Origin of the sequence: Chitinophaga sp. CC14 (assembly GCF_048957795.1) — a bacterium.
GTDB classification, from domain to species: domain Bacteria; phylum Bacteroidota; class Bacteroidia; order Chitinophagales; family Chitinophagaceae; genus Chitinophaga; species Chitinophaga ginsengisegetis.
The window spans coordinates 2,639,555-2,654,083 of record NZ_JARBFY010000005.1 but is presented as its reverse complement, the minus strand read 5'-3'; the positions used below and the strand labels follow the sequence as shown (position 1 = coordinate 2,654,083).

Below are 14,529 nucleotides of genomic sequence, written 5' to 3'. Positions count from 1 at the left end.
CCCCTCATGGCCGATGGTACTGCACTATCATGCGGGAGAGTAGGTAGCTGCCATACTTATTAAGAGAAGCCTTGGTGTACAAACACTGAGGCTTCTTTATTTATATTTATTTCTATCCAAACAGAAAAGCTGTTACAGGATCATCTCTTTAAGAGACTCAAATACGATTTATAGTTCACTCAGAACTTCATCATATAATTGCCTGCTCACACAGGCTAAAGATCTTATGGTGGTTATGCCGAGGGTGTTCACCTCTTCCCATTCCGAACAGAGAAGTTAAGCCCCTCATGGCCGATGGTACTGCACTATCATGCGGGAGAGTAGGTAGCTGCCATACTTATTAAAAGAACGCCTTAGTGTTTGAAACACTAAGGCGTTCTTTTTTATATCATCTCCCGGAAATTATCTCCCCAAAAAAAATTATCTATCATTTACGATTATACCACTTCGCCAGATTTATCGCAACACCCATATTAAAATTCACCGGCTGGAAATACTCGTTAAAGTTCTTATCATTGGTATTATCGTCGTAAAAACTATTGTCGTTTAATGGCGTTGAAAACTGCAGCTGCGCCTGAAATTTTACGTATTTATAACCCACCCGCACCGTAAATGCCGGCTCGTAGAATACCACAGTTTTGTCGTAAATACGCATATATTTACTCTGTTCTGCCGCATTATTTTCAAATGCCTTTACGCCAATATTGCTGTCGTAAAAATTGATCAGGGAAAAACGACTGCTGAACGCAGCTTCCACCACACGGTGGGCAAGCCCGAAACTGGGTTGTATGAATACCTTACTGAAACGGTTTTTTATCACGTAGTCATTCAGGTTAATGTTACCTGTACCGTCGTTATCCGACTTGTAATTACCGGTCAGCGTTTTGAAATTTCCGCTGCCATAACCTGCATATACATCAAAAACTGCTTTCTTATTTGGGCCAATGGGCTTGAAAAAGCCAACTGCTCCCTCTACCAATCCTCCGCGGGTGTTATTATCCCGGAATAAATCATTGTCATCATCATAACTATTGGCCGGATCCGCATAATTAAATCCCCACAGATACTGGCCATTTGCCATGATGGCGATATTATCGGTAACTGCAAAAGCCCCCTGCAGATTAGTAGGAGTAATACTGCCTTTGAATTCATATTTCTCTTTCAACAACGGAACATTTACCTGGTTAGGCACGTAAATACGCTTGTTACAAGAGGATACGGCAACTGCAGCAGTACAGAATAATGCTACATAAATGGAAGATTTCATAAAGTTGTAGGTTATCAGTTTTTAGTATTGAATTATATTCCGGTAGATTCCCGCTTGATTAACTCCACCGGGAATACGTAATTTTTTGTCACTTTCACCGTTTCATCATGATTGATCAGTTGGACAATTGTTTCCACCGCCTTCTGCCCCATATTATAACCCGATTGTTCAATGGTAGTTAAAGAAGGGGAAATAATACGGGAAGAAAGATCATTGGAATAGCCCACTACTTTGATCTGCCCGGGAACAGCAATATTCCTGTTCTTCGCTTCACGGATAAAAGCAACCGCCGAACTATCGTTAGCGGCAAACATACCATCCGGCATTTTTTGTGTGTCAAATAATTGTTGCGCAGCAACAGTCGCAGAGTCCATCGTCAGGTCGTGGATATAAACCAGCTCTTCGTCGAAAGGAATATTGTATTGTGCCAATGCTTCTTTATAACCTGAAAGCCTTTGCTGATAAAGGTTACAGGTAAGTACCCCGGAGAAATGGGCAATACGTTTGCATCCCTGTTTGATCAGGTGTTCGGTGGCCAGGAAGCCGCCTCTGAAATCATCTCCGGTAATAGTATAACCCTGGAAATCGGTAGGTACACGATCATAAAATACCAGTGGAATATTGTTCTTGATAAACGGGCTGAAATGATCAAAGTTGGTGGTAAACATGGAGGCCACCGCCAGTAATCCATCTACACGAAGGGAGTAAAAAGTATGTACTAATTCCTTCTCCATCGCCACGGTTTCATCCGACTGACCAATCACAATGCTGAACCCATATTTATGCGCCTCATGCTGAATACCGCTGATAGCCGTACTCTGAAAGTACATGGAAGTACGTGGTACGATAAGGCCGAGAATGTTCGACCGTTTCTTACGCAAACTGGAAGCAATCCAGTTGGGTACATAGCCCATTTCTGTAGCTGCGGTTTGTACTTTTTCACGTGTTTCCAGGTTAATGAGCGGATTGTTTTGCAGTGCACGTGAAACAGTAGATGCCGACAGATTCAGTTTATGCGCGATATCGTATATCGTAATTTTGTTAGTCCGATCTTTCACTTTTGAGGCGTCTAGGTTAATAATGCAGCGATATTAAGCATTTTCCACAATAATTTATAAGCTTTTGAACATCCATAAAACGAAGACACCCTTCCCGGAGTTACCGGGAAGGGTGCAGATATTTCGTGTATGCGGATTCGTTATTTAGGATCCAGTGCCTTATTGATACGGGCAATCAGATCCTGGAGGTGGTTGCGTGTCATGCTGTCGCCACTGCCTGCAGCTGCGCGCAGCTCGGTTCTCAGGGCTACCAGCTGGGCGCGGCCAATGCCTGCAGCATCTGACCTGGATGCACTCGGAGGCGCATAGCCACCCATCATTGGATTGGCGGGGGGAGCCGGAGCTACCAGTTCAGCAAGGTTATCCACATAGTCGCGTTGCAGGTTTCTGCGATATACGTCTATCGGCTGATGTGTATAAAGTTCTGAGAAGATGGATTTTTTCAGATCATTCAGCATATCAACAGGGGCATAAGCCTGTGTTCCCAGGGCAGCTTCACCGGCAATCAGTTTATTGATGGTATTGGTGCCCATCAGCCTGTCCAGCACCGGTGTTTGACGGGAACTGATCAGGGAAACGCCATCACTGCCTATACGGCTTAATAAATCCTGGTTAATCAGCCATTTCGGAGTGGTGAACAGTTGCTTGTTCAGGAACTGTATAGCCTCTTTCTGGGTCGCTTTGGGTACGTATTCGTACACGCCACCGGCTTGCTCTACGGTTTTAGGTGTTTCGTAGATACCGCCTACGTTTTTGGCTACGTGGCCCATGTAACGGCTAAACTGACCGGCTACTTCCCTGTAAAGTTCAGTCAGGTTTGCATAACCTTCGTTATCTACCTTTGTCCAGCTAAGGAGATTAGGCATAATATACTGGAGGTTTTTTATGCCATATGTACTGGCAATCATGGCATTGTCGCCCAGGTCTTCATTCTGGGATCTTGGATCATCCGGGTTTGATTCGGTACCGAACCAGAACTTCTTATCCTTCAGTTTTTCAACTGTTATTTTATTGAGAATTGGTGTTTCAGCTTCCGGTGACTTGGCCTGTGGGAGCAGTTTATAGCCCCATTCGATTGCCCATTTATCGTAGTAGTTAATGCGGGGATAGAGATCAGCCCCGGTGATGCCATCGCCAGGTTGTGCTACGTAGTTAAAACGTGCGTAGTCCATGATAGAAGCAGCATGACCGTTCTTTTTCACCCATTCCTTATCGCGCAGTTTTTCAACCGGGTAGGTAGAGCTGGAGCCGAAGTTATGACGCAAACCGAGGGTATGACCAACTTCATGGGAAGATACAAAGCGGATCAGTTCTCCCATCAGTTCATCGCTGAACTGCATGTTACGTGCGCGGGGATCGTTGGGAGATGCCTGCACAAAATACCAGTTACGCAGCAAATGCATCACGTTGTGGTACCAGTTGATATGACTTTCGATGATTTCACCGGAACGGGGATCATGTACGTGAGGACCGCTCGCATTGGGCACATCAGAAGGTTTGTATACGATAGCAGAGAATCTGGCGTCTTCAATAGACCAGGTAGAATCTTCCTGGGGAGTAGGCGCCATTTTAGCGATGATAGCGTTTTTGAAGCCCGCCTGTTCGAAGGCCGACTGCCAGTCGTTCACACCCATGATCAGGTATTTACGCCATTTTACCGGCGTTGCAGGGTCAATGTAAAACACGATGGGTTTCACTGGTTCCACCAGTTCACCGCGTTTATATTTCTCCATATCTTCCGGTTTGGGTTCCAGGCGCCAGCGGGTGATCATCTGGAGTCTTTTTACACCTTGCGGATCCGCATCGAAGTCGGTTACGCTGGTAGTGAAGTAACCTACGCGGGGATCAAAGTAGCGTGGCTGCATTGGTACAGCAGGAAGCAATACCATGGAGCTGTTCAGCTCCACGGTAGCATTACCGCCCGGGGAAGGGGGCATACCCGGGCCGGCAGGGCCGCCGGATTTGCTGTATGTTTTTACGGTTTTGATTTCGGTATTCATCGGATAGGATTTTACATCAGAGATGTAAGATTTATCTGGCTGAGCACCACCGATTTTGAGCATGTTTTTAACCTGGCCGTCGAAGAACAGGATATCGTTATCCCCGCTGATGTATTCTGTGAGGTCAATAATGGTACCTTTCCCGTCTTTAGATGCTGCTTTTACATCAAATGCTGCAACGATAGGCTGCAGATTGGAGTTGCTCACAGATGTGAACATAGGTTGGGTAGAATCTTTTGAAACATCGGCATAGGAGATATTTTTCAGGAAGATGCGATTGTTGGGGCCTTTTTCAAAGCGGATCACATTTTCGCCGATGATATCGCCGCTGAAGCCCATCATCATGGCGCGGAGGCCTGCGGCCGATTTGGAGATCCTGTTTACTACCAGTACGTCTCTTCCGAGCAGGGTATCAGGGATTTCGAAAAAGAAGCGGTCATCCAGTTTGTAGATATTGAACAGGCCGGAATCAGCTTTGGCTTTATCGGTAATTACTTCGGCGAAGGGTTTAGGTCCTGGCTTGGGTCCTGGCTTGATCATGGGAGGTTTCCCGGTAGAGTCTTTGGCAGGAGCAGGAGTAGTTGGCGCGGCGTTGCGTTGTTGTTTTTTCCGCTGTGCGCTGGCAGGTTGATAAACGGTAATACCCAGGCAAAGTGCGCCTGCCACGGCTATTATCAGTTTGTGATGAAATGGTTTGGTCATTACGATTTAATAATTGGTTCTTGATTAGTTGTTATGTTTTTTTAAAAACCTTTGCAAGTAAGTATTTTAAGTACTAACTTATCAGGAAAATCCATAAACGCGGTAATGGCTGTAGGAATGGAAAAAAAGAAGCTAAATTGAATGGTAGGCGTTGGAACAATAGTTGCGGTGGCAACTTTTTTTATGTAAGTATTTATTATTATAGCAAATAATAATTTCATATGGCAGGGATAGAGGGGGAAGAGTTGATTGCCGCTGCCGTATTGATTTTCAAGTTATGAAGCGGGGAATATTCGACGTTGTGTTGCTAAATGCTATTAGCGTCGCCTGAAAGTGTTTACTGGCGCGGGAATAAATAAGTTAGCAGAATTGTGAGATTTCTGTTGGAACATTTGAATTTTTTCTTAAATTGTGCGTCCAACTTTGAAAAAAATCAAACTATTTCAAGAATTGGGACAGTAACAATCAGTTGTGAGAACTGCAATATTGGTTTATTCGCTTATGTAAGTGTTTGCTCTAAAAAAATGAGTGGTCTAAAAGCCCTGTGATGGGGCTTTTACGTGTGAAGGTTAATTTTTGTGGGTTTTTTTGGGCTGCACTTGTTTTTTTGGACCAACCGTATAACTTTGCGAATCACTGATTAAAACAGTAAATTGGGTGCTGAGGGGCATTCTAAAGTGAATAGAAACTTCTAACAAACAATAGTTTAATTTTTAACACTAAAATTTCAATCAACATGGCTGAGACTAAAACAACTGTGACTGCAGCTACAGCTAAGGCTTCTTCTCATCAACCTAAAAAGTCATCCAACCTGTTCGCTACGTTGGCTGTGCCTATCTGCTTAGTGATAGGATTCCTGTTTTTCTTTTTTGTATTAGGTAATCCAGCCAACTTTCAGGGTAATAACCCCGATGGACATCCTATAGATTCAGGTATCGGTAAATGGTTTGGTACTGTTTACAAGGGTGGTTATGTAGTACCTGTATTGATTTCAGTATTACTGGTGTGTTTGACTTTCGTAATCGAGCGCTTCCTGTACCTGTCAAAAGCAAAAGGTAAATTCAGCGGTTCTGAGTTGGTACGTAAAGTACAGTATCACCTGGCTAACAAAAATGTAGACGCAGCACTGGCTGAATGTGACAAACAGAAAGGCTCTGTAGGAAACGTACTGAAAGCAGGTCTGAAAAAGTACAAAGAAATGGTTACCAATGCTGATCTGGACACAGAACAGAAGATCCTGACCATCAAGAATGAAATTGAAGAAACTACCGCACTGGAACTGCCAATGATGGAAAAGAACCTGGTGTTCCTGTCTACCATTGCATCAGTAGCAACCCTGTTGGGTCTGTTCGGTACAGTATTGGGTATGATCAAGGCGTTCTCTGCAATGTCTTCTGGGGGTGCTCCGGATTCTGCACAGCTGGCGTTAGGTATCTCTGAGGCGTTGATCAACACCGCACTGGGTATCGGTACATCTGCTATTGCGATCGTAATGTACAACTACTTTACTACCAATATTGATAGCATCACTTACGCTATTGACGAATCTGGCTTTACTTTAACTCAGAGCTTCGCTGCAAACCACAAATAATCTGAGATTATTTTGTGGAATTTGAGCGGTTTTGAATCTATTTAAAGTAAACCATAAAACAGAGTAAAGATGCCTAAAGTTAAAATGCCAAGGAAAAGCACGGCCATTGACATGACAGCAATGTGTGATGTGGCTTTCCTGCTGTTAACTTTCTTTATGCTGGCGACTAAGTTTAAACCGGATGAACCGGTAACAGTAGTTACCCCATCCTCTATTAACACCACCCTTTTACCTGATTCTGATGTGTTGTTATTCACAGTAGATAAGGATGGCAGAGTGTTTTTCAGTATGGATGGTCAGCCCAAAAGAAAGAAGCTGATAGAAGATCTGAACACGCAGTATAAACTGGGCCTGGACGATAAAGAAATTAAAAGCTTTGTAACCGGCGCCAGTGTTGGAGCACCAATTAAAGACCTGAAACAATACCTCTCCCTCTCTGAGGACGAACGTAAAAAATCAGGACTGGACAAAGGAATTCCTACAGATTCTGCTAATAATGAGTTAGGTGCCTGGATCGAATATGGTGTTGCAGCACAAGGCGGAAGCATTGCGAAGCTGAAGTACTGTATCAAAGCAGACAACCAGACTCCTTATCCAAAGATCAAAGAAATCCTGGATACCTTCAAAAAGAAGCATATTCAGAAGCTGAACCTGGTTACAAACCTGGAAGAAGCACCTAAAGGTACTGCTGCCTGGGAAGAGGCAAATGCACCTAAGAAGTAAACGACAGTAATTGCTTCCTGACCTGGAAGACTGTTGATTTAAGAACTAAAAAAAATTGGCTACTATGGCAGAAATGGATACCAGTAGTAGTGGCGGTGGCAAGAAACACGGTGGGACGAAATCCAAGAAACAATCTACCCGTGTAGATATGACACCGATGGTAGACTTAGGTTTTCTCCTGATTACCTTCTTCATGCTTACCACTACCATGTCCAAGCCCAAAACAATGGACTTGATCATGCCAAAGGATACCGAAAATGAAAAGGACCAGAACAAAGTAAAAGAAAGTACGGCCCTGACCATTTTACTCGGAAAAGATAATCGTGTTTACTATTACGAAGGTTTGGCACAAGACCCGAATGCCTCTGCTAATCCTGACTTCTTCAAGGCAACATCTTTTGCCAATACCGGAGGAATCAGAGATGAGATCATCAGAAAGAGGGATGAGGTTGCCAAACTGAGAAATGCAAAAGGTGAACCAGAAGATGTTGTGGTGATTATTAAAGCTGATGATCAGGCTAATTACAAGAATTTCGTAGATATTCTTGATGAAATGGCCATCAACAGGATTCAACGTTATGCAACTGTAGATATCAGTGACCAGGATAAAAAATGGATACAATCTACAGAAGCAGCTAACGGTGTTCAAAGTACTCCCGCAGCTCCGCCGGCTAAATAACTAATTATTTTTTTGCATCCATCATAAAACAACAACAATGGATTCTGCTAAAGTCTTAAAGTCCGATTTTCTTGATATCCTGTTTGACGGCAGGAACAAGGATTATGGGGCGTACGATTTGCGGAGACAGTATAATAAGCGTGTGCGGAATGCCATTTTGGGAACCGCGTCATTGTTTGTAATATTCTTTGCAACGTACATGATATCACAGTGGGTTAAAGCTTCTGAGGGTGAAAACACGAAGAAGCCGGTGATACAGGAAATTAAGATGGAGGATGTGAAGTTACCGGATGATCCGAAAACGCCACCTCCGCCACCTCCACCGCCTGCGCCACCGCCACCGGTAAAACCGTCAGTACAGTTCACTCCTCCTGTAATTAAGAAGGATAATGAAGTACCACCGGATGAGGAACCTCCGAAACATGAGGATATTAAGGATAAAGCCATCAGTACCAAAACTGTGGATGGTGATCCAAACGGAGTTGATCCGGGATTACTGGAAGATAGTAAAGGTACCGGTGTAGTAGGCCCGCCTCCTGCTCCTGCAAAAGAAGAAATCTTCACTTTCGTAGAGCAGCCTCCTACCTTCCCTGGTGGAGAAGAAGCGCTGGCCAAGTACCTGAGCAAAAATATCCGTTACCCACGCGTTGCGCAGGAAAACGGTATCTCCGGTACAGTATTCGTTCAGTTCGTAGTAGATTCTGAAGGAAATATTAAAGATGTAAAAACAGTAGGTGCCGCAAAAGGTGGTGGCCTGGAAGAAGAAGCTGTGCGCGTGGTGAAAACCATGCCTAAGTGGAAAGCTGGTAAGCAAAATGGCCGCCAGGTTTCTGTACAGTTCAACCTCCCTATCCGCTTTACTTTGCAGGAGTAGTACTGTATCAAACATATTTTTCAAAGGTCCCGTTTCAACATCGTTGGAACGGGACCTTTGATTTTCAGGAATTGGTGATAGTCCCGATTGTCCGTAAATTTGTGCCCTTTGGGAATATTCATAAACTAATCACGGTATGCTGGGTAAATTAACAGGATTTGATGATACAATTGTGGCGGTAGCAACAGCACCCGGCCTCGGCGCCATTGCAGTAATACGGCTGAGTGGCCCCGATACCTATGCTATCTGTAATGGACTATTCCCGGCAAAGGATCTCCTGCAGCAAGCCAGTCATACCCTGCATTTTGGCAACATCGTTTCCCATGGTCATATCATCGATGAAGTAGTGGTAAGCCTCTATAAAGGTCCCCGTTCCTATACCGGCGAAGATGTGATCGAGATATCCTGTCATGGTTCTCCCTATATCCAGCAACAAATCATTGATGCCACCATCAAAGCCGGCGCACGCCTGGCCAAGCCAGGTGAATTTACCCAACGCGCCTTCCTGAATGGTAAATTGGATCTTACCCAGGCCGAATCCGTGGCCGACCTGATAGCCAGCAATTCCGCCGCCTCCCATCAAACTGCCATGCAGCAAATGCGTGGTGGCTTCTCTAAAGAATTACATGCCCTGCGCGAGCAATTAATCACCTTTTCCGCCCTGATTGAACTTGAACTGGACTTCAGCCAGGAAGACGTGGAATTCGCCGATCGTACGGGCTTATATACCCTCGTTACCAATGCCACCGGAGTAGTGAAGCACCTCATTGATTCCTTCCGGATGGGAAACGTTATCAAAAACGGTGTGAACACTGCGATAGTAGGTAAACCCAATGCCGGTAAATCTACACTCCTGAATACCCTTCTCAATGAAAACCGCGCTATCGTCAGTGATATTGCCGGCACCACCCGTGACACCATCGAAGAAATACTCAACATCGATGGCATCCTTTTCCGGCTCATAGATACCGCCGGTATCCGCGAAAGCCTGGATACCATCGAAAGTATCGGTGTCCAGAAAACGATGGAGAAAATACGCGAGGCCGGAGTAGTCGTTTACCTGTTTGATGTGAATGAACTCACTGAAACGGATATACGTAATCAGATTAATGCTTTTGAATCACAAAGCGTAAACTATCTCCTGGTAGGAAATAAAACAGATATCACCGGCGAAGCAGCGATCCGCAATAAATTTGCAGGTATACCTGAAATACTTTTTATCTCTGCAAAGAATCATGCACACATCCAGGACCTGAAAGACGCATTGGTACATAAAGTACTGGCCGGTGATGTTAATACAGAAGACACCATCATCACCAACGCCCGCCATCATGCCGCACTGCAGGAAGTGCTGAAATCATTGCAGGATGTAAAACAGGGAATGGATAACGGTTTGCCGGGAGACCTGCTGGCACTGGATATCCGGCTTTGTTTGCATTATTTGGGGGAGATAACAGGGGAGGTGACGAATGAGGACAGGCTGGATTATATTTTTAGTAAGTTTTGTATTGGGAAGTAAGATTGTTTCCTTTAATTAGCTTTTTCTTTCCTTTTATGCTATGGTAGCGAGTTTCAATTGCTGATAGTTATGCTTTCTTTGCCTTTAATTAGCGTTTTCTTGTTGTGATGTTGGTTACTAATAGAAAAGTCCGGGACTTCGTGACATGAATCCGGGGGGAGAATGATACGCAATGATACTCAACGATACGGTATGATACGCAATGATACATTCTGCTCCTTCTTATTAGTAACCAAAAATCGGAATTATCATGAGCAGTAATCTGCGACTGAATAAGATTTGCCAGCATTGCCATCAGGAATTTATCGCTAAAACGGTGCTTACCCGGTAATGTATCGGAAGCACTTTTAATTTCATAGCCATGTAGCGAACCGTTTATTACGGCTACATCTATTCTTGCTTTGGCAACTGGCAGACTAAACTCTTCAACAACTTTGGAGTTAGAATCTTCCAAAAAATGTGATAATTGTATAGTCTTAAGTAGCTTACGGATACAAGGATCTTTATCGGGTGATATTTTTGACTACATTGCCCTAAAAACAGGTTTAATAGAAAAAGGCTCCGAGGCTCATGTGCTTGAAATAATAGCAGGGATATACAACCAAGAAGATGATGAAAATCGATTAATTGAATCTACATTATTTCATGAAACAAATAGCCTGAGACTTTCATTAACCGACGGCAATAGTGCAGATAAGTATCTCAAGAAAAAATTTGAATGGATTATTGGTAATAAAACAGTTGAAGTGGCGAAACGATTAGAACTACGGCCTTTAGATTCTTTTACATTATCTGGTAAAAATAGTAGGACATTCAATATTCTATCTGGATTCGAGATAGATGTCCCACAAATCTTTTTTGCGTTCATGAATAGCCTTTATACTACCGACTATGCACTAATATATGAACCCTTTTTCAGAGATGTACATGACTTGGGCAAAAGACCATCAGATTTTGTGCTAGGGCATTTTGAATGTCAAGAGCTATTAAAATCAGAGGTAGCAAATAATGACAGGTTGATAATTACCGGCAATGTTGATTCAATGCTTCGAATACATGCAATGAATATTCCGGCTATAGCCTGTGTAGACACAGAGTTTATTCTTAGCAATTATTTTTTAAAAAGCGTCATTCCCCAATATTTTAAGGCTGAACTGTATCTTGATCGGCTTGATAGGTACTATTATGTTGATAAAAAACATGCAGAACTTGAGCGTAAATATGGTATAAAGAAAACAGCTGTTTCCATTAAAAGCTGTTACGGAAAGCAGACTTAATTAATCTTCCTATAGACATATCAAATTCGGCGGGTAATTTTTTATCCGCCGAATTATTTAAATATGGGTACGAATTAATCATAATCCCATTTTTATTTCTCCATAAGCCGTGAAATAACAGTCGACATAATATTTTCGGGTCGTTTTGGGGTGAGGAAGTAATTCTTTGAGTTAAGCAATGAAGATGATATTTACTGTTGCATAACGCGATTTTTCGATTTTAATCGCTTTCTGGGATCAATCCATCCAGAAATCCATTTGAAGCCCCAAAAATCATGGTTTACTATAGCGAGAAACAGTATCTTCAAATGATGTACAGGCAATTGGTTGAATTACTTAGTGAAAGTTATTTATTTTTAATATATTGTGAAATACTAATAGTAGTATAATGTTAATACCCAGATTTAAATATGAGCATCGACAACAAAATCTGGTACGAGTTTGTCCATACCAAGATGGGAGACGAATATTTGTCTTTGTATTTGTGTAGACAAAGAGATGTTCGAAAATGGTTTAAAATTGGTACTATCGTATTTTCGGCAGGTGGTGTTTTTGGGTGGGCAATATGGCAGCCTATAGCATGGTTCGCATGTGCTGCAATTGCAGTTGTACAGGTATTCACAAGCGTTGAATCCTTTTTAATCCATACAGAGGATCAACTAGATAGCTTATCAAAGTTGCGATTGCTTTATTATTCGCGGGCTAATAATTTAGAAGAGCTGTGGCATCAATTGGTAAAAGAAGAAGTGACAGAAGACGCTGCTGGTAGGACCTTTTTTGATTTAAGGAGATCTGCCTATGAGATAGAGGAATTAGATAATCAACTTAACATAAAGACTATAAAAAGGCTTAAATTGAAAGCCCAGGCTCGAACTGAAAAGTATATAAAAACATATCATAATATATGAGTGACGAAAAGAAAGTTCCACCCCCTAATCCCAGACCGAATATCCCACCCCCTAGCCCGAATCCTAATCCTGATGGGACAAAAGGTCAGGTACCAAAATATGACAATCCACCACCACCTCCTCCTAGGGAGAAGAGATAAGCGAGAACTAATAAGTTTTTTAATATTAGATATTAGTCGTAAAAGACTGATACATGGGTATAAATACTGAATGTGAAGAATAAAAAAGCTATACTTCAACGCATTGCTTACAGCCGGTTCTTAAAGAACGTGTATAAAAGGGAACTAAGACACCATGCACGAAGGAAGGCACATGAGAGATATTTGATATTAATAAGTAGAATTGAGGGAGCAATATCGTACGAAGAAGTGATTGATAAGTATTTACCTCCTAATATTTCTTACTTATTAAATTGTGAGAAGTCTGATTTTTATTTTAGCGACATTGGCAAGATTGAGGTCAGCGACAATAATGTTTTACCAAAAGTGTTTTCAATAATTGACAATCCTAGCGAAAGTTTTCAATTTATCCGAAGTCTAATATTTTGTTTGCTTTCTCAGAAGTACAAAAATGTAAAAATTGACTACAGCGGCTGCGAACATATTGATCTAGGGACTCAAGTCTTACTTGATGTGATATTGAGGGATATTTTAAACTTTTTTAAGGTTCTTCGTCGATTCAATATGCTGTTCGTTCAGGACTTGCAGGGGGTACATATTCACAATAATAACATCAAAAAAATGTTATTTTCTGTTGGTTCGCCATCAATACATACAAACAAAACAGTCCTGTTTAAAGATATTATTCCATATAAACTGTGTGTTCATAGCAGAGGAAGTAATCCTAATGCAAGTAGAATTATTGAACAGAAGGATGTTGACACGACTACTTTAGTGGACTATGTATTAGATTGCCTCAAGCGATTAAAAAGAAAATTAACACCAGAAAAAATCGATAATTTATGCACGGTTATTGGAGAAATTTTGATTAATGCTGAAGAACACTCAACTACAGGCTATAGATTTTCAATAGGATATTTTCATGAGTTCAACGCTAAAGATAAGCATTTTGGTATTTTTCGATTGGTAATTATGAATTTAGGTAAAACCATATATGAGAAATTTAAAGATCCTGATTGTCCTAATAAGGATATTGTTGATCAAATGACAAAACTATCTGAGACATATACAAAGAAGCGGTTTTTCCAAAGTAAGGAGTTTGAAGAAGAAACTTTGTGGACACTTTACGCTTTGCAAGAAGGGGTTACATCTGTTCCCATAACAGCATATATAAAAAGAGGGAACGGTTCAATTCAATTCATAGAAAATTTTTTCAATATGAAAGGTGTTGACTCTGCTGGTGACCTATCACGAATGAATATACTTTCTGGTAATGCAAGCATTTTTTTTGATGGACAATATCAGATAACAGAAAAGTATATAGCTGGAGAGAAATTTAAATATATGACATTTAACTCTTCTGGAAACATTGAGGATAAACCTGACCAGAAATATGTTAAATTTGCTGAAAATTATTTTCCAGGTACGTTAATTAGTGCTGAAATTTTATTTGATGAAAATGATCTTATAGATGAAACAAAGTAATGAGAATATAATCTATTTAGAGGATCACCGAGTCGCAGGTGCGAAAGTATTTACGGGACGAGATAGAGGTAAGAAAGTTAGAATAGATAGTGAAATCGATGAGGTTGAAAGAAAGTTCTCTACTGTAAAAATTATTATACCCGATAATATATATTCAATAAACCCTTCATTTTTTGAGGAGTTGTTCGTGAATGTTGTATTGAAGCTCGGTAAAGAGAATTTCCTTGAGAAATTCATTTTTGAATCGCTGGGCGACTATAATTATGAAAAGCCGCTTAACGAGGCAATAGATAGAATTCTGCGTAAACGAAATGCATTAGGATAGAT

12 protein-coding genes and 1 rRNA gene are annotated in these 14,529 nt (G+C 41.7%); 10 read left to right on the top strand and 3 right to left on the bottom strand.

Annotated features, from left to right (window positions below; translation table 11 throughout):
- Positions 1 to 225: 225 nt before the first annotated feature.
- Positions 226 to 337, top strand: a 5S ribosomal RNA gene (gene rrf, locus PV783_RS30320).
- A gap of 90 nt (positions 338 to 427) precedes the next feature.
- Here the strand turns inward: rrf and PV783_RS30315 are convergent.
- The 3 genes from PV783_RS30315 to PV783_RS30305 all read right to left on the bottom strand — a co-directional run bounded on the left by PV783_RS30315 (position 428) and on the right by PV783_RS30305 (position 5,027).
- Positions 428 to 1,267 carry a hypothetical protein gene (locus tag PV783_RS30315; protein WP_420990653.1) on the bottom strand — a complete coding sequence of 280 codons (840 nt, stop codon included), beginning with the start codon at positions 1,265 to 1,267 and terminating at the stop codon, positions 428 to 430.
- Between the two features lie 32 nt (positions 1,268 to 1,299).
- Positions 1,300 to 2,325 (bottom strand): LacI family DNA-binding transcriptional regulator, encoded by a 1,026-nt coding sequence (locus PV783_RS30310; protein WP_079470960.1) that lies wholly within the window; start codon positions 2,323 to 2,325, stop codon positions 1,300 to 1,302.
- A gap of 140 nt (positions 2,326 to 2,465) precedes the next feature.
- A complete protein-coding gene (locus tag PV783_RS30305) occupies positions 2,466 to 5,027 on the bottom strand; it encodes a zinc-dependent metalloprotease (protein WP_420990652.1) in 2,562 nt (853 codons plus the stop codon).
- A 736-nt stretch (positions 5,028 to 5,763) separates the two neighbouring features.
- Between PV783_RS30305 and PV783_RS30300 the strand changes: the two genes are divergently transcribed.
- The 9 genes from PV783_RS30300 (at position 5,764) to PV783_RS30260 (ending at position 14,527) form a co-directional block, all read left to right on the top strand.
- Positions 5,764 to 6,618, top strand: coding sequence for a MotA/TolQ/ExbB proton channel family protein (locus PV783_RS30300; RefSeq protein WP_079470957.1), 855 nt, complete (start codon positions 5,764 to 5,766; stop codon positions 6,616 to 6,618).
- A gap of 69 nt (positions 6,619 to 6,687) precedes the next feature.
- A complete protein-coding gene (locus PV783_RS30295; protein ID WP_079470956.1) occupies positions 6,688 to 7,341 on the top strand; it encodes an ExbD/TolR family protein in 654 nt (217 codons plus the stop codon).
- A 64-nt stretch (positions 7,342 to 7,405) separates the two neighbouring features.
- Positions 7,406 to 8,020, top strand: a complete 615-nt coding sequence (locus tag PV783_RS30290; RefSeq protein WP_079470955.1) for an ExbD/TolR family protein — start codon at positions 7,406 to 7,408, stop codon at positions 8,018 to 8,020.
- A gap of 37 nt (positions 8,021 to 8,057) precedes the next feature.
- Positions 8,058 to 8,894 carry an energy transducer TonB gene (locus tag PV783_RS30285; protein ID WP_079470954.1) on the top strand — a complete coding sequence of 279 codons (837 nt, stop codon included), beginning with the start codon at positions 8,058 to 8,060 and terminating at the stop codon, positions 8,892 to 8,894.
- A gap of 136 nt (positions 8,895 to 9,030) precedes the next feature.
- Entirely contained in the window at positions 9,031 to 10,413 is a 1,383-nt protein-coding gene (mnmE, locus tag PV783_RS30280; RefSeq protein WP_420990651.1) for a tRNA uridine-5-carboxymethylaminomethyl(34) synthesis GTPase MnmE, read from the top strand.
- 434 nt (positions 10,414 to 10,847) lie between these two features.
- On the top strand, positions 10,848 to 11,690 hold the full coding sequence (locus tag PV783_RS30275) for a hypothetical protein (protein WP_420990650.1): 843 nt from the start codon (positions 10,848 to 10,850) through the stop codon (positions 11,688 to 11,690).
- Between the two features lie 410 nt (positions 11,691 to 12,100).
- Positions 12,101 to 12,598 carry a hypothetical protein gene (locus tag PV783_RS30270; RefSeq protein ID WP_420990649.1) on the top strand — a complete coding sequence of 166 codons (498 nt, stop codon included), beginning with the start codon at positions 12,101 to 12,103 and terminating at the stop codon, positions 12,596 to 12,598.
- 212 nt (positions 12,599 to 12,810) lie between these two features.
- Entirely contained in the window at positions 12,811 to 14,202 is a 1,392-nt protein-coding gene (locus tag PV783_RS30265; protein WP_420990648.1) for a hypothetical protein, read from the top strand.
- The gene (locus PV783_RS30260; RefSeq protein WP_420990647.1) at positions 14,189 to 14,527 is read left to right on the top strand and encodes an STAS-like domain-containing protein; all 339 of its coding nucleotides are present in this window, start codon (positions 14,189 to 14,191) and stop codon (positions 14,525 to 14,527) included. Before PV783_RS30265 ends, PV783_RS30260 begins: the two co-directional genes overlap by 14 nt.
- Positions 14,528 to 14,529: the final 2 nt, after the last annotated feature.

Bases quoted from the DNA above. Each gene is read 5' to 3' on its own strand.
- PV783_RS30315 (WP_420990653.1), bottom strand. From the start codon at position 1,267: ATGAAATCTTCCATTTATGTAGCATTATTCTGTACTGCTGCAGTTGCC.
- PV783_RS30305 (WP_420990652.1), bottom strand. From the start codon at position 5,027: ATGACCAAACCATTTCATCACAAACTGATAATAGCCGTGGCAGGCGCA.
- PV783_RS30300 (WP_079470957.1), top strand. From the start codon at position 5,764: ATGGCTGAGACTAAAACAACTGTGACTGCAGCTACAGCTAAGGCTTCT.
- PV783_RS30295 (WP_079470956.1), top strand. From the start codon at position 6,688: ATGCCTAAAGTTAAAATGCCAAGGAAAAGCACGGCCATTGACATGACA.
- PV783_RS30290 (WP_079470955.1), top strand. From the start codon at position 7,406: ATGGCAGAAATGGATACCAGTAGTAGTGGCGGTGGCAAGAAACACGGT.
- PV783_RS30285 (WP_079470954.1), top strand. From the start codon at position 8,058: ATGGATTCTGCTAAAGTCTTAAAGTCCGATTTTCTTGATATCCTGTTT.
- mnmE (WP_420990651.1), top strand. From the start codon at position 9,031: ATGCTGGGTAAATTAACAGGATTTGATGATACAATTGTGGCGGTAGCA.
- PV783_RS30270 (WP_420990649.1), top strand. From the start codon at position 12,101: ATGAGCATCGACAACAAAATCTGGTACGAGTTTGTCCATACCAAGATG.
- PV783_RS30260 (WP_420990647.1), top strand. From the start codon at position 14,189: ATGAAACAAAGTAATGAGAATATAATCTATTTAGAGGATCACCGAGTC.